Annotated in this window: 17 protein-coding genes; 12 read left to right on the top strand and 5 right to left on the bottom strand. The window is 56.6% G+C overall.

Annotated elements, in window-relative coordinates; all coding sequences use genetic code 11:
- Window positions 1-197 precede the first annotated feature (197 nt).
- The 7 genes from aroK (at window position 198) to trpS (ending at window position 6609) form a co-directional block, all read left to right on the top strand.
- A complete protein-coding gene (gene aroK, locus AB8818_RS17590; protein ID WP_003861630.1) occupies window positions 198-719 on the top strand; it encodes a shikimate kinase AroK in 522 nt (173 codons plus the stop codon).
- A gap of 57 nt (window positions 720-776) precedes the next feature.
- Entirely contained in the window at window positions 777-1865 is a 1089-nt protein-coding gene (aroB, locus tag AB8818_RS17585) for a 3-dehydroquinate synthase (RefSeq protein ID WP_116342694.1), read from the top strand.
- A 92-nt stretch (window positions 1866-1957) separates the two neighbouring features.
- The gene (damX, locus tag AB8818_RS17580; RefSeq protein WP_192983708.1) at window positions 1958-3259 is read left to right on the top strand and encodes a cell division protein DamX; all 1302 of its coding nucleotides are present in this window, start codon (window positions 1958-1960) and stop codon (window positions 3257-3259) included.
- Between the two features lie 67 nt (window positions 3260-3326).
- The gene (gene dam / locus AB8818_RS17575; protein WP_033488054.1) at window positions 3327-4139 is read left to right on the top strand and encodes an adenine-specific DNA-methyltransferase; all 813 of its coding nucleotides are present in this window, start codon (window positions 3327-3329) and stop codon (window positions 4137-4139) included.
- Window positions 4140-4180: 41 nt separating this feature from the next.
- On the top strand, window positions 4181-4858 hold the full coding sequence (gene rpe, locus AB8818_RS17570; protein ID WP_024907923.1) for a ribulose-phosphate 3-epimerase: 678 nt from the start codon (window positions 4181-4183) through the stop codon (window positions 4856-4858).
- Window positions 4851-5612: a phosphoglycolate phosphatase gene (gene gph, locus AB8818_RS17565; protein WP_116342688.1), complete on the top strand. Its 762-nt coding sequence runs from the start codon at window positions 4851-4853 to the stop codon at window positions 5610-5612. The genes rpe and gph overlap by 8 nt, the downstream gene beginning before the upstream one ends.
- On the top strand, window positions 5605-6609 hold the full coding sequence (gene trpS, locus AB8818_RS17560; protein WP_116342686.1) for a tryptophan--tRNA ligase: 1005 nt from the start codon (window positions 5605-5607) through the stop codon (window positions 6607-6609). The genes gph and trpS overlap by 8 nt, the downstream gene beginning before the upstream one ends.
- A 108-nt stretch (window positions 6610-6717) precedes the next feature.
- On the opposite strand, the gene cysG is transcribed toward trpS, so the two are convergent.
- The 3 genes from cysG to nirB form a co-directional block, all read right to left on the bottom strand.
- Window positions 6718-8091, bottom strand: coding sequence for a siroheme synthase CysG (gene cysG, locus AB8818_RS17555; RefSeq protein WP_192983704.1), 1374 nt, complete (start codon window positions 8089-8091; stop codon window positions 6718-6720).
- A gap of 135 nt (window positions 8092-8226) precedes the next feature.
- Window positions 8227-8553 carry a nitrite reductase small subunit NirD gene (gene nirD, locus AB8818_RS17550; RefSeq protein WP_116342682.1) on the bottom strand — a complete coding sequence of 109 codons (327 nt, stop codon included), beginning with the start codon at window positions 8551-8553 and terminating at the stop codon, window positions 8227-8229.
- The gene (gene nirB / locus AB8818_RS17545) at window positions 8550-11093 is read right to left on the bottom strand and encodes a nitrite reductase large subunit NirB (RefSeq protein ID WP_192983701.1); all 2544 of its coding nucleotides are present in this window, start codon (window positions 11091-11093) and stop codon (window positions 8550-8552) included. Before nirB ends, nirD begins: the two co-directional genes overlap by 4 nt.
- A gap of 239 nt (window positions 11094-11332) precedes the next feature.
- On the opposite strand from nirB, the gene AB8818_RS17540 reads away from it, so the two are divergent.
- A complete protein-coding gene (locus tag AB8818_RS17540) occupies window positions 11333-12649 on the top strand; it encodes a cytosine deaminase (protein ID WP_163330655.1) in 1317 nt (438 codons plus the stop codon).
- 3 nt (window positions 12650-12652) lie between these two features.
- Here AB8818_RS17540 and tsgA read toward each other — a convergent pair whose 3' ends face one another.
- Entirely contained in the window at window positions 12653-13837 is a 1185-nt protein-coding gene (gene tsgA / locus AB8818_RS17535) for an MFS transporter TsgA (protein ID WP_166712511.1), read from the bottom strand.
- A gap of 278 nt (window positions 13838-14115) precedes the next feature.
- On the opposite strand from tsgA, the gene ppiA reads away from it, so the two are divergent.
- The 4 genes from ppiA to AB8818_RS17515 all read left to right on the top strand — a co-directional run bounded on the left by ppiA (window position 14116) and on the right by AB8818_RS17515 (window position 17279).
- A complete protein-coding gene (ppiA, locus tag AB8818_RS17530) occupies window positions 14116-14688 on the top strand; it encodes a peptidylprolyl isomerase A (protein ID WP_116342674.1) in 573 nt (190 codons plus the stop codon).
- A 105-nt stretch (window positions 14689-14793) separates the two neighbouring features.
- A complete protein-coding gene (locus AB8818_RS17525; RefSeq protein WP_116342672.1) occupies window positions 14794-15378 on the top strand; it encodes a putative adenosine monophosphate-protein transferase Fic in 585 nt (194 codons plus the stop codon).
- A gap of 30 nt (window positions 15379-15408) precedes the next feature.
- Window positions 15409-15972, top strand: coding sequence for an aminodeoxychorismate synthase component 2 (gene pabA, locus AB8818_RS17520; RefSeq protein ID WP_192983698.1), 564 nt, complete (start codon window positions 15409-15411; stop codon window positions 15970-15972).
- 86 nt (window positions 15973-16058) lie between these two features.
- Window positions 16059-17279, top strand: coding sequence for an aspartate aminotransferase family protein (locus tag AB8818_RS17515; protein WP_192983696.1), 1221 nt, complete (start codon window positions 16059-16061; stop codon window positions 17277-17279).
- Here the strand turns inward: AB8818_RS17515 and AB8818_RS17510 are convergent.
- Window positions 17276-19363 (bottom strand): YccS/YhfK family putative transporter, encoded by a 2088-nt coding sequence (locus AB8818_RS17510; RefSeq protein WP_116342665.1) that lies wholly within the window; start codon window positions 19361-19363, stop codon window positions 17276-17278. The genes AB8818_RS17515 and AB8818_RS17510 overlap by 4 nt on opposite strands.
- Window positions 19364-19397: the final 34 nt, after the last annotated feature.

Below are 19397 nucleotides of genomic sequence, written 5' to 3'. Positions count from 1 at the left end.
GAGTTGGACTTACGTCTTATTACCTTATGCGCCCGGCGCGGTGATTTAATCAGTTGCCAAACAAGCCGGAGTATTGAGATAATTTTTAGTCTGACTCTCGCTCTATTGCATATGAGGTTTCAGTTCATGTCCTGCTACGCCGGGTGTCTGCGAAGCGGGGATTACCATTAACGAATAGTCTTAGTAGTACCGATAAAATGGCAGAGAAACGCAATATCTTTCTGGTTGGGCCTATGGGTGCCGGCAAAAGCACTATTGGGCGTCAGTTAGCTCAACAACTCAATATGGAATTTTACGATTCTGATCAAGAGATTGAGAAACGAACCGGAGCTGATGTGGGCTGGGTTTTCGATGTAGAAGGCGAAGAAGGTTTCCGTGACCGAGAAGAAAAAGTGATCAACGAACTCACGGAAAAACAGGGCATCGTACTGGCAACAGGCGGCGGCTCTGTGAAATCTCGCGAAACCCGCAACCGTCTCTCCGCCCGTGGCGTAGTGGTCTATCTCGAGACGACCATTGAGAAACAGCTGGCACGTACGCAGCGCGATAAAAAGCGCCCGCTGCTGCAGGTTGAAACGCCACCACGCGAAGTTCTGGAAGCGTTGGCCGATGAACGCAATCCGCTGTATGAAGAGATTGCCGATGTGACCATTCGTACTGACGATCAGAGCGCTAAAGTGGTTGCAAACCAGATTATTCATATGCTGGAAAGCAACTGATTCTGGCTTTATATACACTCGCCTGCGGGTAAAAGCATTAAAGGTGGATGTCGCGTCATGGAGAGGATTACAGTTACTCTCGGGGAACGTAGTTACCCTATCACCATCGCGGCTGGTTTGTTTAACGACCCAGCTTCCTTTTTACCACTAAAAGCGGGTGATCAGGCGATGCTGGTCACCAATGAGACGCTTGCTCCGCTTTATCTCGACCGCGTACGCCACCTGCTTGAGCAGGCAGGCGTAAAAGTCGACAGTGTGATTCTGCCCGATGGCGAGCAGTATAAAAGCCTGACGGTGCTCGATACCGTCTTTACCGCATTGCTGCAAAAACCGCACGGTCGCGATACAACACTGCTTGCCCTGGGCGGCGGTGTTGTGGGCGATCTGACCGGCTTTGCGGCCGCAAGCTACCAACGTGGCGTCCGTTTTATTCAAATCCCGACCACGTTGCTGTCTCAGGTCGACTCCTCTGTGGGTGGCAAAACGGCAGTTAACCATCCCCTCGGCAAAAACATGATTGGCGCGTTCTACCAGCCTGCGTCGGTGGTGGTGGATCTCGACTGTCTGAAAACCCTGCCGAAGCGCGAGCTGGCTTCTGGCCTGGCTGAAGTGATCAAATACGGCATTATTCTGGATGGCGAGTTCTTTAACTGGCTTGAAGAGAATATGGATGCGTTGCTGCGCCTGGATGAGGCGAAACTGGCATACTGCATTCGTCGTTGTTGTGAGCTGAAAGCAGAAGTTGTCGCCGCAGACGAGCGTGAAACGGGCTTACGTGCTTTACTGAATCTTGGGCATACGTTTGGCCACGCCATTGAAGCCGAAATGGGTTACGGCAACTGGCTGCACGGTGAAGCCGTCTCGGCCGGCATGGTCATGGCAGCCCGCACCTCTGAACGCCTTGGGCAGTTTAAACCGGAAGAAACGGCACGTATCATTGCACTGCTTGAACGTGCGGGTTTGCCGGTAACCGGGCCGCAAGAGATGTCGGCGCAAGCGTATTTACCCCACATGATGCGCGATAAAAAAGTATTGGCAGGTGAGATGCGTCTTGTACTCCCGCTTGCAATAGGGAAGAGTGAAGTGCGCGGCGGAGTGTCGCACGATGTCGTTCTTGGCGCTATTGCTGATTGCCAGCAGGCGTAACAACTAGAAAGGTCAGGCCACTGTTACCGGTGGTCGTTTAGCTTCAGGCGAAATGCAAAGACGTAGGCATAAGCCTTTGAGTGGGGTGTTAAATGGATGAATTCAAACCAGAAGACGAGCTGAAACCCGATCCCAGCGATCGTCGTACTGGTCGTTCTCGTCAATCTTCAGAACGTGATAACGAGCCGCAGATCAACTTTGACGATGTTGATCTGGATGCAGACGATCGTCGCCCTTCGCGCAGCCGTAACGCGCGTGATGAGCGAGAAGAAGAGGATTATGAGTCCGAAGAAGATTCAATGGACGAACAGCCTGTAGAGCGTCGCCCGCGTAAACGTAAAAAAGCCGCTGCGCAAAAACCGGCCTCCCGTCAGTACATCATGATGGGGCTTGGCGTTCTGGTGCTTGTACTGCTGATTGTTGGCATTGGCTCCGCGCTGAAAGCACCGTCCACCAACTCAACCGAACAAACCGCCTCCGCAGAGAAGAGCATCAACCTCTCCGGTAATGATGCGACGGATCAGGCGAATGGTGCACAGCCAGCGCCGGGTACCACTTCTGCTGAGCAGACTGCCAGCAACACAACGACGCCGCAGGATGTTTCTCTGCCGCCCGTTTCGTCAACGCCTGCTCAGGGCCAGGCCCCTGTCACGCCTCAAGGCCAGCAGCGTGTTGAAGTTCAGGGAGACCTGAACAATGCGCTGATGCAGCCGCAAAACCAGCAGCAGGTTGATAACGTCGTGGTTAACTCTACGCTGCCAACTGAACCTGCAACCGTCGCGCCGATTCACGGTTCTACCGCTCAGCCGCAGACTGCAGCAACGGAAACCAAGCCGCGCCAGACGCAAACTGCAACACGTCCTGAACGTAAGCAGGCTGTCATTGAGCCTAAGCGTGAAACCAAACCTCAGGCCGTGGTAAAAGCGCCTGAAGTGAAAGCCGCACCGGCACAGCCGAAACGCACAGAAACGGCTGCAGTAAGCGAACCAGCTAAAGCGCCAGTCACGCAGACTGCGCCGAAAGCGACGGCAACTACAACGGCACCTGCTGCCACCGCTGTGCCTGCCGCAACGGCGACGGCTTCCAGTGCAGCAGCAGGTAAAACCGCTGGCAACGTCGGTTCGCTGAAATCTGCGCCATCCAGCAACTACACGCTGCAGTTGAGCAGTTCGTCTAACTATGACAACCTCAACGGCTGGGCGAAGAAATCGAATCTGAAAAACTACGTGGTTTATCAGACGACCCGTAACGGTCAGCCGTGGTATGTGCTGGTAAGCGGTGTTTACGCTTCCAAAGATGAAGCGAAACGCGCCGTGGCGTCGTTGCCTGCTGATGTTCAGGCTAAGAACCCATGGGCGAAGCCGATTCATCAGGTGCAGGCCGATCTGAAGTAATGTTTAAAGCGCAGGATGCTGTCGGAGCTTTCTCCACAGCCGGAGAAGGTGTAATCAGTTAGTCAGCATGAAAAAAAATCGCGCTTTTCTGAAATGGGCAGGGGGGAAATACCCCCTGCTCGATGATATTAAAAAGCACCTGCCAAAAGGCGAGTGTCTTATCGAGCCCTTCGTGGGCGCGGGATCGGTGTTCCTGAACACCGATTTTTCTCGTTATATCCTGGCGGATATCAACAGCGACCTTATCAGCCTCTATAACATTGTTAAGCTGCGTACCGATGAGTATGTGGAAGAGGCGCGCAAGCTGTTTACGCCAGAGAACAACAACCCTGACGTCTACTACCAGTTCCGCGCGGAGTTTAATCAGAGCCAGGATCCGTTCCGCCGCGCGCTGCTGTTCCTTTATCTCAACCGCCATGGTTACAACGGCCTGTGCCGGTATAATCTGCGCGGTGAATTTAACGTGCCGTTTGGTCGCTATAAGCGCCCGTATTTCCCGCAGGACGAGCTGTATCACTTTGCGGAAAAAGCGCAGAATGCAGAATTCCACTGCCTCTCCTATGAAGAGTGTATGGAGCTGGCAGGCGTAAATTCGGTGGTTTACTGCGATCCTCCTTACGCGCCGCTGTCTGCGACGGCGAACTTCACCGCCTACCACACCAACAGTTTCAGCCCGGCCGAACAGGCCCGTCTGGCGGAGATGGCGGAAAAGCTGGTCAGCAAAAGAATTCCGGTGTTAATTTCAAATCACGATACCCCTGATACGCGCGAATGGTACAAAGCCGCGAAGCATTTTCAGGTTAAGGTGCGGCGTAGCATTAGCAGCAACGGCGGCACACGTAAAAAGGTGGACGAACTCCTGGCTCTTTATCGCCCCTGAGCCGTTTTGCCCGCCGGTAAATACATTTCAAGGAGATGCGGATGAAACAGTTTTTGATTGCCCCCTCAATTCTGTCGGCCGATTTTGCCCGCCTGGGTGAAGACACGGCTAAAGCTCTCGCAGCTGGCGCAGATGTCGTCCATTTCGACGTTATGGATAACCACTACGTTCCCAATCTGACCATCGGTCCGATGGTGCTCAAGGCGCTGCGTAACTACGGCATTACCGCACCGATCGACGTTCACCTGATGGTGAAGCCTGTCGATCGCATCGTGCCAGATTTCGCCGCAGCGGGCGCCAGCATCATCACCTTCCATCCGGAAGCCTCCGAGCACGTTGACCGCACGCTGCAGCTGATCAAAGAGAACGGCTGTAAGGCGGGGCTGGTGTTTAACCCGGCTACGCCGCTGAGCTATCTGGACTACGTTATGGACAAGCTGGACGTGATTTTGCTGATGTCCGTTAACCCGGGCTTTGGCGGCCAGTCGTTCATCCCCCACACGCTGGATAAGCTGCGCGAAGTGCGCCGTCGCATTGACGAGTCAGGCTACGATATTCGTCTGGAAGTGGACGGCGGTGTGAAAGTGAATAACATTGGCGAAATTGCGGCAGCGGGCGCGGATATGTTCGTTGCAGGTTCGGCAATTTTCGACCAACCGGATTATAAAAAAGTCATTGATGAAATGCGCCGAGAGCTGGCGAAGGTAAGTCATGGATAAATTGCAGGCAATTCGGGGTGTGGCATTCGACCTCGACGGCACGCTGGTCGACAGCGCGCCGGGCTTAACGAGCGCCGTAGACCAGGCGTTGTACGCTCTTGAACTGCCCGTTGCGGGCGAAGATCGTGTTATTACGTGGATTGGCAACGGTGCCGATGTCCTGATGGAGCGCGCGTTAACATGGGCTCGTCAGGAACGCGCGTCGCAGCGTTCCGCGCAGGGTAAACCGAGCGTCGATCACGCCGATATCCCGCAGGATGAGCAGCTGCGTATTCTTCGCAAGCTGTTTGACCGCTTCTACGAAGAGACCGTCGAGGAGGGGAGCTTCCTGTTCCCGGACGTCCTGGAAACCTTGAGCGCGCTGCATGCCAAAGGGATCCCGCTGGGGCTGGTGACCAACAAGCCGACGCCGTTTGTTGCGCCGCTGCTGGAGGCGCTGGATATTGCGAAATACTTCTCCGTGATTGTAGGTGGGGATGACGTGCAGAACAAAAAGCCGCATCCGGAACCACTGTTGCTGGTGGCAGGAAAATTATCCTTAACGCCTGCGGAGCTGCTCTTTGTCGGGGATTCACGTAATGATATTCTGGCTGCCCGAGCGGCTGGGTGTCCTTCCGTCGGATTAACCTATGGCTACAACTACGGTGAAGCCATCACGCTGAGTGAGCCGGACGTTGTGTTCGACCACTTCAAAGATTTGTTGCCCGCACTCGGGCTTTCGCACAGTGAACATCAGGAATTGAATAATGACTAAGCCCATCGTTTTTAGTGGCGCACAGCCTTCAGGTGAATTGACCATTGGTAACTACATGGGTGCGTTACGTCAGTGGGTCAGCATGCAGGATGACTACCATTGCATTTACTGCATCGTCGATCTCCATGCGATTACCGCCCGTCAGGATCCTGAGAAGCTGCGCAAAGCCACCCTGGACACCCTGGCGCTGTACCTGGCCTGCGGTATCGACCCAGAGAAGAGCACCATTTTCGTTCAGTCTCACGTGCCGGAGCACGCACAGCTGGGCTGGGCGCTGAACTGCTACACCTATTTCGGCGAGCTGAGCCGTATGACTCAGTTCAAGGATAAATCCGCGCGCTACTCTGAAAACATCAACGCCGGCCTGTTCGACTATCCGGTGCTGATGGCGGCTGACATCCTGCTGTATCAGACCAACCAGGTGCCGGTGGGTGAAGACCAGAAGCAGCACCTGGAGCTGAGCCGCGATATCGCCCAGCGCTTTAACGCGCTTTATGGCGACGTGTTTAAAGTGCCAGAGCCGTTTATTCCGAAATCCGGCGCGCGCGTCATGTCGCTGCTGGAGCCGACCAAGAAGATGTCCAAGTCTGACGATAACCGCAACAACGTTATCGGCCTGCTGGAAGATCCGAAATCGGTCGTCAAAAAGCTCAAGCGCGCGGTCACCGATTCCGACGAGCCGCCAGTAGTGCGCTACGACGTGCAGAACAAAGCGGGCGTCTCCAACCTGCTGGATATCCTCTCCGGCGTGACCGGGCAGAGCATTCCTGAGCTGGAACAGCACTTCGAAGGCAAGATGTATGGCCACCTGAAAGGTGAAGTGGCAGAAGCCGTTTCCGGCATGTTGACCGAGCTGCAGGAGCGTTATCACCGCTACCGCAACGACGAAGCTTTCCTGCAGAAGGTGATGAAAGACGGCGCGGAAAAAGCCAGCGCGCGCGCGTCCGAAACCCTGAAAGCGGTGTATCAAGCGATTGGGTTTGTGGGCAAACCTTAAGCCTGCTTTGCCGGGTGGCGCGAACGCTTACCCGGCCTACGGGATCGTGTAGGTCGGGTAAGGCGGAGACGCCACCCGACAAATACCATCTTGCTTCCGATCTCTGCGTTAGTGATTCGAGAACCAGTTCAGCTTATCGCGCAGTTCAACCACGCGACCCACCACAATCAGCGCCGGGCTTTCGACCTGCTGCGCCAGTTCACCGAGCTGCGTCAGCGCGCCATTCACCACGCGCTGCTTGATTGACGTACCGTTTTCCACCAGCGCAACGGGCATATCCGCCTCCATGCCGTGTTCCAGCAGTTTCGCCTGAATGGTGGCGGCCTGGTTTAGCCCCATGTAGAACACCAGCGTCTGCTTTTCAGCGGCCAGATTATGCCAGTCCAGCTCGCAGCCGGTTTTGAGGTGGCCCGTCACCAGACGCACGCTCTGGGCGTAATCACGATGGGTGAGCGGAATGCCAGAGTAGGCTGAACACCCGGACGCTGCCGTTATGCCCGGCACCACGGAGAACGGAATGCCGGCATTGCACAGGGTTTCCAGCTCCTCGCCGCCGCGACCAAAGATAAACGGATCGCCGCCCTTCAGGCGCACCACGCGCTTACCTTTCTGCGCTTCGCGCAGCAGGATCTGGTTAATCTCCTCCTGCGGCACGCAGTGGTAGCCTGCGCGCTTGCCGACGAAGACGCGGTCGGCGTCGCGACGCACCAGGTTCATGATGTCATCGGAGACAAGGCGGTCATAAACCACGATATCCGCCTGCTGGATCTGCTGAAGCCCTTTCAGCGTCAGCAGGCCCGCATCGCCCGGACCAGCCCCGACCAGCACCACTTCACCACGGTGATCCAGCGGCTCGCTCAGCAGCTGCTCGGTCGTCTCTTCCACCGCTTTCGCATCCTGATTGGCCAGCGACTGCGCCAGCCTGTCGTTCACAAAGAATTTTTCCCAGAAGCGACGGCGCTCGCCAACGGTCGAGAAGGTTTGCTTCACGCGGGAGCGAAGCTGCCCGGCGTAATGGGCTATCTGACCAAGGTGCTGCGGCAAAATAGCTTCCAGCTTTTCCCGCAGCAGGCGGGCGAGAACGGGCGAGCGTCCACCGGACGACACCGCAATCATCAGCGGTGAACGGTCGATAATCGACGGCATGATAAAGCTGGCCTCTTTCGGCGCATCCACCACGTTGCAGAAGATACGGCGCGCTTCGCAGGCGTCGCTGACGCGCTGGTTCACTTCATCGTCATCTGTCGCGGCAATGGTCAGCCAGCAGGTATCCAGCAGGGACTCATCAAACTCTCCCTGCACCAGCGTGAGCATCCCTTCCTGAGCCCAGACGTCAAACTGCGGGGCGAAAGTGAGGGCATTGACGGTCAGTCGGGCTCCGGCTTCCAGCAGCAGGCGCGCTTTGCGTTCAGCCACATCGCCGCCGCCCACAAGCAGGCAGTCGCGATGGCGTAATTGACAGAAAATCGGCAGGTGGTCCACGACATTACCTCACAGCATTCAAGGAGGGGGTAAGAATTGACGTCAGGATAACAGCAGGAATCGTACAGAACATACGGTTTTTCCTGCCGTTACCCATAAGGGGTCATAAGCCTTTCCTATTGAAAAGGCGGAGGGTTACGCCTTGAGCTGCACCTTGCCGTCCTTAACGCGGACGTCGTAGTGCTTCACGGAGAAGCTTTCATCTTCCATGCAGTAACCGTCGCTTAAGCGGAAACGCTGCTTTTTCAGCGGGCTGGCGACCCACAGCTCACCCTGATGCTCGGCAATCAGTCCACGTGAGAGCACGCTGGCCTCGAAGAACGGGTCGATATTGCTGATGGCAAAGACCTGTTCATCGTGGCGAGGGCGGAAAATGGCGACCTGCTCGTTGCCCAGCAGCGCACACACGCCGGTGGCGGGCAGAATGTCGTTAATCTCGCAGATGTTTACCCACTGGCTCATGCGTTTTCCTCCACCAGCGTCACCGGAATACGTTCATACGGTGTCGCCGGGCGATGCTGTTCACGCTCCGGTACAACCTGTACGTTCGGGTCGCGCTGGGTGCTGTTGATAAAGTGTTTGAAGCGCGTCTGCGCCTCCGGGGTGTTGACGGTTTCGGTCCACTCGCAGATCACCGCCTCGCGCAGGCGAGCCATCTCGGCTTCCAGCTGTTCGTTCAGGCCCAGCTTGTCGTCGATGATGACGGACTTCAGGTAGTCGATACCGCCTTCCAGGTTATCCAGCCAGGAAGCGGTACGGGTCAGCTTATCGGCGGTACGAATGTAGAACATCATAAAGCGGTCGAGATACTGGATCAGCGTATCGCGATCGAGATCCGCCGCCAGCAGGTCCGCGTGGCGTGGTTTCATCCCGCCGTTGCCGCACACGTACAGGTTCCAGCCTTTCTCGGTGGCGATGATCCCCACGTCTTTACCCTGCGCTTCCGCACATTCGCGGGTACAGCCGGAGACGCCGAACTTCATTTTGTGCGGGGTACGGATGCCTTTGTAGCGGTTTTCCAGCTCAACGCCGAAGCCCACGCTGTCGCCGACGCCGTAGCGGCACCAGGTGCTGCCCACGCAGGTTTTCGCCATTCGCAGCGCTTTGGCATACGCGTGGCCGGTTTCGAAGCCTGCTTCTATCAACTGACGCCAGATTTCCGGCAGATCATCCTTCTGCGCGCCAAACAGGCCGATACGCTGGGAGCCGGTGATTTTGGTGTACAGATTAAATTCACGGGCGATACGGCCCACGGCGACCAGACCTTCCGGGGTGATTTCGCCACCGGCGGAACGCGGAATGACGGAATAGGTACCGTCTTTCTGGATGTTCGCCAGGAAGTTATCGTTGGTGTCCTGCAGCGGCGTGTGTTCTGGTTTGAGCACGTACTCGTTCCAGCAGGACGCCAGCAGCGAGCCGACGGTCGGTTTACACACTTCACAGCCGTAGCCCTGGCCGTGCTTCGCCAGCAGTTCGTCGAAGGACTTAATGCCCTCCACGCGGATCAGGTGGTACAGCTCCTGGCGAGAATACGCGAAGTGCTCGCACAGGTTGTTGTTCACTTCGATGCCCTGTTTCGCCAGCTCGGCGTTCAGTACCTGAGTCACCAGCGGAATACAGCCGCCGCAGCCGGTACCGGCTTTGGTTTCGGCTTTCAGCGCCGCAACGGTGTGGCAGCCTTTGTTGATGGCGGAGATCAGCATGCCTTTAGTAACGTCGAAGCAGGAGCAAATCTGCGCGCTGTCCGGCAGTTTATCCACGCCGATAGACGGCTTGCCGCTGGAGGCGTGAGCCGGGAGGATCAGCGCGTCCGGGTTTTCCGGCAGCTCAATGGCGTTCAGCACCAACTGGAGCAGGTTACCGAAGTCGCTGGTATCGCCCACCAGCACCGCGCCGAGCAGGGTTTTGTTGTCCTGGCTGACGATGAGACGCTTGTAGACCTCTTTGCTTTCGTCGAGGTAAACGTAGCTGCGGGAGTTCGGGGTGCGGCCGTGCGCATCGCCGATACCGCCCACGTCGACGCCCAGCAGCTTCAGCTTGGCGCTCATGTCTGCGCCGGTAAAGGCGTTTTCGCTGCCGAGGATATGATCCACGGCGACCTGGGCCATTTTGTACCCTGGCGCGACCAGACCGTATACGCGGTTGTTCCAGCTGGCGCATTCGCCGATGGCGTAGATATCCGGGTCGGAAGTCTGGCAGGCGTCGTTAATCATGATCCCGCCGCGCTGCGCTACCGCCAGACCGCACTGGGTTGCCAGCTTGTCGCGCGGGCGGATCCCGGTGGAGAAGACGATGAAGTCCACTTCCAGCTCGCTGCCGTCGGCAAAGCGCATGGTTTTACGCGCCTCTGTGCCTTCCTGCACGATCTCTTTGGTGTTCTTGCTGGTGTGAACCTTCACGCCCATGCTTTCAATTTTACGCTTAAGCTGGTCGCCACCCATGTGGTCCAGCTGTTCGGCCATCAGCATTGGCGCAAATTCGATAACGTGGGTTTCAACCCCGAGGTTTTTGAGCGCGCCAGCCGCTTCCAGACCCAGCAGGCCGCCGCCGACCACCGCGCCGCGTTTGCTTCGGCGCGCGCAGGATTCGATGGCGTTGAGGTCCTCAATCGTGCGATAAACGAAGCAATCCTGAGTCTCCGAGCCTTTAATGGGTGGGATCCACGGATACGAGCCCGTCGCCATGATCAGCTTGTCGTAAAAAACCGTACGCCCGGCGCTGGAGTGGATCACTTTTTCCTGACGGTTAATGGTGATGGCGCGTTCGCCCACCAGCACTTTTACGCCATGCTTCTCGTAGAATCCTTCGCGCACCAGAGAGAGCTCTTCGGCGGTATGATGGGAGAAGTAGGAAGACAGGTGCACACGGTCGTACGCCTTGCGGGGTTCTTCACAGAACACGGTAATATCGAACTGCTCAGCATCGGCTTTATCAAGAAGATCCTCAATAAAGCGGTGGCCGACCATGCCGTTACCGATGATAGCGAGTCTGACTTTGCTCATTTTTGCCTCGATTTCTTTTCTATTACTGCCTACCTTAACGATTCAGCAGGGGCGCTTATTGATGTAAATCAAATACGTCTTCGCCTACTCCTTAGGGGGTATGCGGCTGATTTGTCAGGATTTTTATAAGTTATGGAAATCGCAGGCTTTTCGATGTCGTCGATTTTGTGTACAAAACAATGGCGGATTTTTAAACAAAAATACGCGTAAACAACGTTGCGTTTATCAGGGGATAGGAAATGTCTACAACACCGCTTTGGCTTGTTCAGAATGTTCGCTTACCCGGCCGGGAAGGACTGTGGCAGCTTGCCATTGAGAACGGCCGATTTGGTGACATCACCCCAATGGACGACACTCACGCCGAGAGTTATGAAGTGTTAAATGCGCGGGGTGGTCTGGCTATTCCGCCGTTTATTGAGCCGCATATCCATCTTGATACCACTCAGACGGCGGGCGAGCCGAACTGGAACCAGTCCGGCACGCTGTTTGAGGGCATTGAGCGTTGGGCCGAGCGCAAAGCGTTGCTCAGCCATGAAGATGTGAAAGCGCGTGCCTGGAAAACGCTGAAGTGGCAAATTGCCAACGGCATTCAGTTTGTGCGTACCCACGTTGATGTTTCCGACCCGACGCTCACCGCCCTGAAGGCGATGCTGGAGGTGAAGCAGGAGGTTGCCCCGTGGGTGACGCTGCAAATCGTCGCGTTCCCGCAGGAAGGTATTCTCTCTTACCCGAACGGCGCGGTGTTGCTGGAAGAGGCGCTAAAACTGGGGGCTGACGTGGTGGGGGCGATCCCACATTTCGAGTTCACCCGCGAGTATGGCGTGCAGTCGCTGCATATCGCTTTCGATCTGGCGAAGAAATATGACCGCCCGCTGGATATCCACTGCGATGAAATTGACGACGAACAGTCGCGTTTTGTCGAGACAGTGGCAGCGCTGGCCTATGAGGCCGGCATCGGCCCGCGCGTCACCGCCAGCCACACCACCGCCATGCACGCTTACAACGGCGCTTACACTTCGCGGCTTTTCCGCCTGCTGAAGATGTCGGGGATTAACTTCGTGGCTAACCCGCTGGTGAATATCCACCTGCAGGGGCGTTTTGACGATTATCCGAAGCGCCGCGGCATCACCCGGGTGAAAGAGCTGCAGGAGGCAGGCATCAACGTCTGCTTCGGCCATGACGACGTCTTCGACCCGTGGTACCCGCTCGGCACCGGCAACATGTTGCAGGTGCTGCACATGGGGCTGCACGTGTGCCAGATGATGGGCTATCCGCAGATCGACAGCGGCCTTAATCTGATCACCCATAACAGCGCCCGTACTTTTGGCCTGAGCGACTACGGTATTGAGACGGGAAATCCGGCGAACCTGATTATTCTGCCTGCGGAGAGCGGGTTTGAAGCCGTGCGCTGCCAGGTGCCGGTGCGCTGGTCAATCCGTCAGGGGAGGGTGATTGCTACTACGCAGCTGGCGCAGACGTGGATCCAGATGGATATCGGGGGAGAAGAGGTGAGTTTTGCCAGAAACAGCCCCTCTGCCGAGCGCAAAGGGGCGTAGGGATTAGTGAGACGCCGCTGTCGCGTTGTGCTGGCGGTGGCGGGTCACAAAGCCCAGAACGAAGCACATGATGAACACCACGGCATACAGACCGTTAGCGGTGTGCAGCGCCGCCAGCGGGCCGCTGTGGGCAACGATCGGGCCCGTCACCACGAAGGTGAGCATGGTGCCGATGGTGCCGCAGGTCAGCACGAAGTTAACCAGCTTCGGCGAGGCCACTTTGGTCTGCAGGGAGCCCAGGGTGATGATCGAGGTGTAAATCGCGCTGGAGAAGAAGCCCAGGGTCAGAATGAACCACGGCATATGCTCCGGTGAACCGTTGATGAACAGGTACATCAGCACGGTCGCCAGGCCTGCGAGCACGGTCAGAATGCGCTGCAGGTCGAAGAAGCGCAGGATGAAGCTAAACGCCCACATGCCGAACATGTAAGACATCCAGAAATCGCTCACCAGTTTACCCGCATCGTTCAGGCTCATGCCCAGGCCTTTGGCGTATTCCGGTACCCAGGAGATAAAGCCCAGCTGGCCCAGGATGTAGCACAGGGCGGCGATGGAGAGGAACAGCACGCCGATGCCCCATTTCTCTTTCGCGACGGGCTCTGCAGTAGTTTGCGCTTTCTTGCCCAGCACCGGGAACTCACAGCCGAAGGTCAGGATAAAGATCGCCACGTAGACGAGGCCGATGCAGGCGTATACCCAGTACCACTCAATGCTGCGCGCCAGCAGAACGGCGGCGACCATCGGGAAAATCATTCCGGCCATGCTGAAGAAGGAGTCGGTAAACAGCAGGCGCGCGCCGCGCTGACGGCCTTCATACATATGGGTAATCAGGAACGTACCGATCGACATGGTGATCCCGCTAACCAGACCAAGCACGAACATGGCGGCGGAGAACAGTGCAATGCTGTGGCTCAGCATCAGGCCCGCCACGGCGGCGACCATCAGCACAAAGCCAAAGCGCAGCTGTGTTTTCAGTGGGACAATTTCCATCAGCCAGGCATTCAGGAAGATAGAGATCAGGATCCCCGCGTTGAGGAAGGTGAAGGTATTACTCATGCTGGAAACGGGCAGCTGGAAGTAGTCTGCGATATTTCCCATCACCATCCCGGTGACGATCACCAACGCGCCGGTAAGGGCGTAGGAGAAAAAGCTGATCCATGTGAGCTTGATGCGATTGCTGTTAGTCATGTCTGGCCTGTTCAGAAAAAGAAAAGCGCCGAAGGGGCGCTGAGAGCGGGCAGATTTTAGTCGCTAAAGTGATCCATTCCTATCTTTTAAGGGTAATGATTATGTCATTGCAGGTTTTAATGTGATCTAAATCACATTAAGTGACGGTCTAACCAATCGTTTGCGCAGTAATAATTGTTTCAATTTCGTAAAATTAGGTAAAAGGCTGGTCTACGTTCATACTGCTCTTTAGAATCAAGCCATTCGCTTTTTATACTGCGCTTTGTTAAGGAATTCTCATGCTCAAATCAACACTGGCGGCTGTCGCAGCTGTGTTTGCTCTTTCTGCCGTTTCCCCTGCTGCGCTGGCAGCAAATGGGGACCCTCACGTTCTGTTGACCACCTCTGCCGGGAACATTGAGCTGGAACTGAATAGCCAGAAAGCTCCGGTATCTGTGAAAAACTTCCTCGACTACGTGAACAGTGGTTTCTACAACAACACCACCTTCCACCGCGTGATCCCTGGCTTCATGATTCAGGGCGGCGGCTTCAACGAGCAGATGCAGCAGAAACAGCCGAACCCGCCTATTAAAAACGAAGCGGACAATGGCCTGCTGAACAAGCGCGGCACTATCTCCATGGCGCGCACGGCGGATAAAGACAGCGCTACCAGCCAGTTCTTCCTGAACGTGGCGGATAACGCCTTCCTCGACCACGGCCAGCGTGACTTCGGCTATGCGGTCTTCGGTAAAATCGTGAAAGGGATGGACGTGGCGGACAAGATTTCGCAGGTACCGACTCATGACGTTGGCCCGTACCAGAATGTGCCGTCCAAACCTGTCGTGATCCTCTCCGCGAAAGTTCTGCCATAAGCCTCTTCGACACGGGCGATCCTCGCCCGTGCTGTGTCCCCTCCCTGCGAAAGCGCGTTTTGCTGCTTATACTTGTGGCAAACGGACTATTCAGGGAGGCGTTTAGTGAAAAAACTCACCGACAAGCAAAAATCCCGTCTCTGGGAGCAGCAACGTAACGTCAATTTTCAGGCCAGTTGTCTCCTTGAAAAAGGTAATGGTCCTTCAGAGCCCGGCATTGAGACGCTGGAGCTTGGGCCTTCAGCGCCAGGGTTACCGCATCTGTGCCTTATTCACCGTCATCTGTATCACAGAGAGATGAGGCAGGCAGGCGAATTCCGTACCGACGATATTTTTAAGGGTGACATTCCCTTTTGCCATTTTGAGTACATCGAGAAGATGGGTAATGAGCTGATGGCGGCGCTGGAAAGCGAAAAGTATCTTGTGGGTCTGGAAAAAGCGGCGTTTGTTGACAAAGTGAGTCACTACTACTGTGAAATCAACATGCTGCATCCCTTTATCCGCGGTAATGGCATTGCGCAGCGCGTCTTCTTTGAGCAGCTGGCTATCCATGCAGGTTACGCGCTGAGCTGGCGGGATATCGATCCCGAGCAGTGGGTAGCGGCGAACCGAAGCGGCGCCATGGGCGATTTGAGCGCACTGAGCGCTATCTTTGCCAAAGTAGTGAGCGAAGCGCGGGAATCTGAGTAGAATAGGGCGGCATTTTTTTCGGGAGCCGCCATGATTCTGCTGATTGATAACTACGATTCCTTCACCTGGAACCTTTACCAGTATTTTTGCGAACTGGGTGCAGAGGTGGTTGTCCGCCGCAACGACGAGCTCAGCCTGGCCGATATCGAGTCGCTGGCTCCGCAGAAAATCGTCATTTCGCCGGGGCCGTGTACGCCATCGGAATCGGGCATTTCTCTGGACGTTATTCACCACTATGCCGGCAGGCTGCCGATCCTGGGCGTCTGTCTGGGTCATCAGGCGATTGCCCAGGTATTTGGGGCTACCATCGTGCGTGCCGCAAAAGTGATGCACGGCAAAACCTCGCCGGTTACCCACACCGGCACGGGCGTATTCACAGGGCTTAATAACCCGTTAACCGTGACGCGCTACCATTCGCTGGTGATTGACCCGCCGACGCTACCCGACTGCTTTGACGTGACCGCCTGGAGCGATACCCAGGAGATCATGGGGATTCGCCACCGCGAGTGGGATCTCGAAGGCGTACAGTTCCACCCGGAAAGTATCCTCAGCGAGCAGGGGCACGCGCTGCTGGCAAATTTCCTCAATCGCTGAATATCTGTTGCCTTGCTGTGATTTTTTATGCATATTTTGTGATTATATTTTCACAATCAATGTGACATAAAATGGATGGGCATGACATGGCAACTGAACAACCAGCAATTACCCGCGCGACATTCGATGAAGTGATTCTGCCGATTTATGCACCGGCTGAGTTTATCCCGGTGAAGGGGAAGGGCAGCCGCGTCTGGGATCAGCAGGGCAAAGAGTATGTGGATTTCGCGGGCGGTATTGCGGTTACGGCGCTGGGTCACTGCCATCCTGCGCTGGTGGAGGCGCTGAAAACCCAGGGCGAAACCCTGTGGCACACCAGTAACGTGTTCACCAACGAACCGGCGCTGCGCCTGGGCCGTAAGATCATTGATGCCACCTTTGCCGAGCGCGTGCTGTTTATGAACTCCGGCACCGAGGCCAACGAAACCGCCTTCAAGCTGGCGCGCTACTACGCGACAACGCGTCACAGTCCTTACAAAACCAAAATCATCGCCTTCCATAACGCTTTCCACGGACGCTCTTTCTTTACCGTCTCCGTTGGCGGCCAGCCGAAGTATTCCGACGGCTTTGGCCCAAAACCGGCAGACATCGTCCACGTGCCGTTTAACGATCTGCACGCGGTGAAAGCGGTGATGGACGACCACACCTGCGCGGTAGTGGTGGAGCCGATTCAGGGTGAAGGCGGCGTGACGGCGGCGACCCCGGAGTTCCTGAAAGGGCTGCGCGCGCTGTGCGACGAACATCAGGCGCTGCTGGTGTTTGATGAGGTACAGTGCGGGATGGGGCGTACCGGAGACCTGTTTGCCTACATGCACTACGACGTGACGCCGGATATTCTGACCAGCGCCAAAGCGCTCGGCGGTGGTTTCCCGGTGAGTGCGGTACTGACGACGCAGGAGATCGCCTCCGCGTTTCACGTCGGATCTCACGGCTCCACCTACGGCGGTAACCCGCTGGCGAGCGCCGTGGCGGGAGCCGCGTTCGACATCATCAACACGCCGGAAGTGCTGAACGGCGTTAGCGCGAAACGCGAGCTGTTTGTGAAACACCTGAAAAAGATTGATGAACAGTACGACGTGTTCAGCGAGATCCGCGGAATGGGGCTGTTGATTGGCGCCGAGCTGAAGCCGCAGTACAAAGGCCGCGCGCGCGATTTCCTTCACGCTGCCGCGCATGAAGGCGTCATGGTGCTCAACGCGGGGCCGGACGTGATGCGCTTTGCGCCGTCGCTGGTGGTGGAAGAAAAAGATATTGAAGACGGGTTAACCCGCTTTGCCGCAGCGGTCGCGAAGCTCGTTAAAGGCTAATACTCGGTTCGCTTTAACCGGCGCGTTAACCAAATCCCGTGATGCGGGCGCTGACGCCATGCCACCGACGAAATGGTGTGCATGGTGTTCAGATGTCCCAGCACACGCTGCAAATGCTGCTCCAGCGTGCTCATCGGCCCGTGGGTTAACGTCTCCGGCGCTTCCAGAATGTTTGAGTCGCCCGATTCGCCCGGCGCGTCATACTCCAGACGCTGCTGACACCTCTGCAACGCAATTTCACACGACTGCAAATAGCGCTGCGCCAGATCCGGCGTCAGCATCGTGTGCTCGCGCGCCAGCGTCGTCATGGCGTTGATATGCTCGACGATAAACTGGCTGTGCGTCACCCACAGCTTCATATCCGCCAGATAATGTGAATTAAAGCCCGGCTCCTGCATCGCCTGATTCAGCGAGTTAAAGAGGGCGTTATGCGCCTGGTTGACCTTCATACGTTCGTAGGCAAGCGGGGAAGGCTGCGGATCGTCGCTCAGGATCAGACGAATGGCCTGCTGATCGGCCTCCAGCGCGTCGTGGGCGTTCTGTCTTAGCAGCCCGCTCTGCCACTGTGGCCACAGCCAGACCATACCGCCAAAGGCGATCAGACAGCCAATCAGCGTGTCGATCAGGCGGGCAACGATGAACTGTTCGCCGTTAAGCGTAAGCAGCTGCAGGGTATATACCGCCGTTACCGTAAAGCCCACCATCGCCCAGCCGTAGTTTTTGCGAATGATTAGATAGCTCACCAGGGTGATAGCCAGCATGCCCGCCAGGGTATAGCCCTCGGGCACGTGAAAGTGCAGCGTCACGCCTGCAATAATCAGCCCCGCCATCGTGCCGCCCGCCCGGTGCAGAATGCGCACCCGCGTGGCGCCATAGCCGTTCTGGGTGACAAACAGCACGGTCATTAAGATCCAGTAGGGTTTCGGCAGGTGCAGCGCCATGCCCATCAGGCTGGCGATACTGAGCATGACGCTAATTCGTGCGGCGTTGCGCAGGGCGGACGATTTAAGAGAAAGATAGCTTTTGAGCGCCGGCAGCAGCGGCAGACGTTTTTGTTTATCCGCCATCAGGTCGCGGGGATAAAGCGGTCGCTGGGTGCGCAGCACGCGGGCGATGCGGCTGAAGTGCCAGGCGGCAAACTGGCCGACCGGATTTTCCGGGTGCTGACGGGCAATTTTCTCCAGCGCGCCGAGCTGTTTGTCCATGTTAAAGCGCGTGGGGTAGCGGTGATAAAGTATATCGTCAGCCAGCACCCGCAGGCGCGCGGAGACGGTCTGCGCGTTCCAGCGAATCACCGCTTCGGCATGGCTGCGCTCAACCAGCTTTTGCACCTCCTGCGGGTGATGAAGGCTAACGGAGATATGCTCCTGAAGGTCCAGCCCCACCTGGAAGGTACGCAGCAGCCGTTTGTACTCGTGGTTCTTGTTTGCGGCGAGCATATGCAGCTGCTGATAGCACTGGCTTATCAAATCCACCACTTTTTGCTGGCGCGTCAGCAGCGGCGGTAAGGATTTTTCCGGATCGGTATGCTGGGTGAGCAGGGTGTATTTGGCTTCGCAGTAATCCGCAAGCTGCACGTAGAGCAGGCTCAGAGATTCTCGCAGCGGCTGCTCTCGCCATAGCCAGAACCAGAACCAGTTAAACAGCCCGTACCACAGCGTGCCGAGGGCGTAGATCAGCAGCGGCTCCCACACGGGCATATTCCCGGCGAGGCTCAGGGTAAAGATGGCCGCAATGAGTGACGCTGGAAGCAGGCGAGCGTGCAGCGAGCTGATTTCCGCCGTGACGCCGAGGGTCATCGCCAGCACGGTCAGGATCAGTGGCAGGGGAATATCGCGAGCCAGTAACAGCTGCACCGCGAGGCTACAGCCTGCAAACAGGCAGCCACCGATAATCAGGCGTTTGAAAAAGCGCTTATGCGGCGTGTCCAGACCGGCGATGTTGCAGCAGGCGGGCACGAGGGAAAACAGCAGGCCCTGCTGAAGATGACCCAGGAGCAGGCCCACGGCCACGGGAAGACACAACACCAGCGTTTGTCGCAGTGCGTAGTTAACTTCCGGGTGATAGATCAGCCTGCGCCACATGGGGAAAAGAGACAAAAACGGCGTGACACCTCGC

It is taken from the genome of Enterobacter sp. KB-280D8, assembly GCF_041399405.1.
GTDB classification, from domain to species: Bacteria; Pseudomonadota; Gammaproteobacteria; order Enterobacterales; family Enterobacteriaceae; genus Enterobacter; species Enterobacter cloacae_N.
The sequence above is the reverse complement of the archived record's forward strand: the minus strand, read 5'-3'. Positions and strand labels throughout refer to the sequence as shown.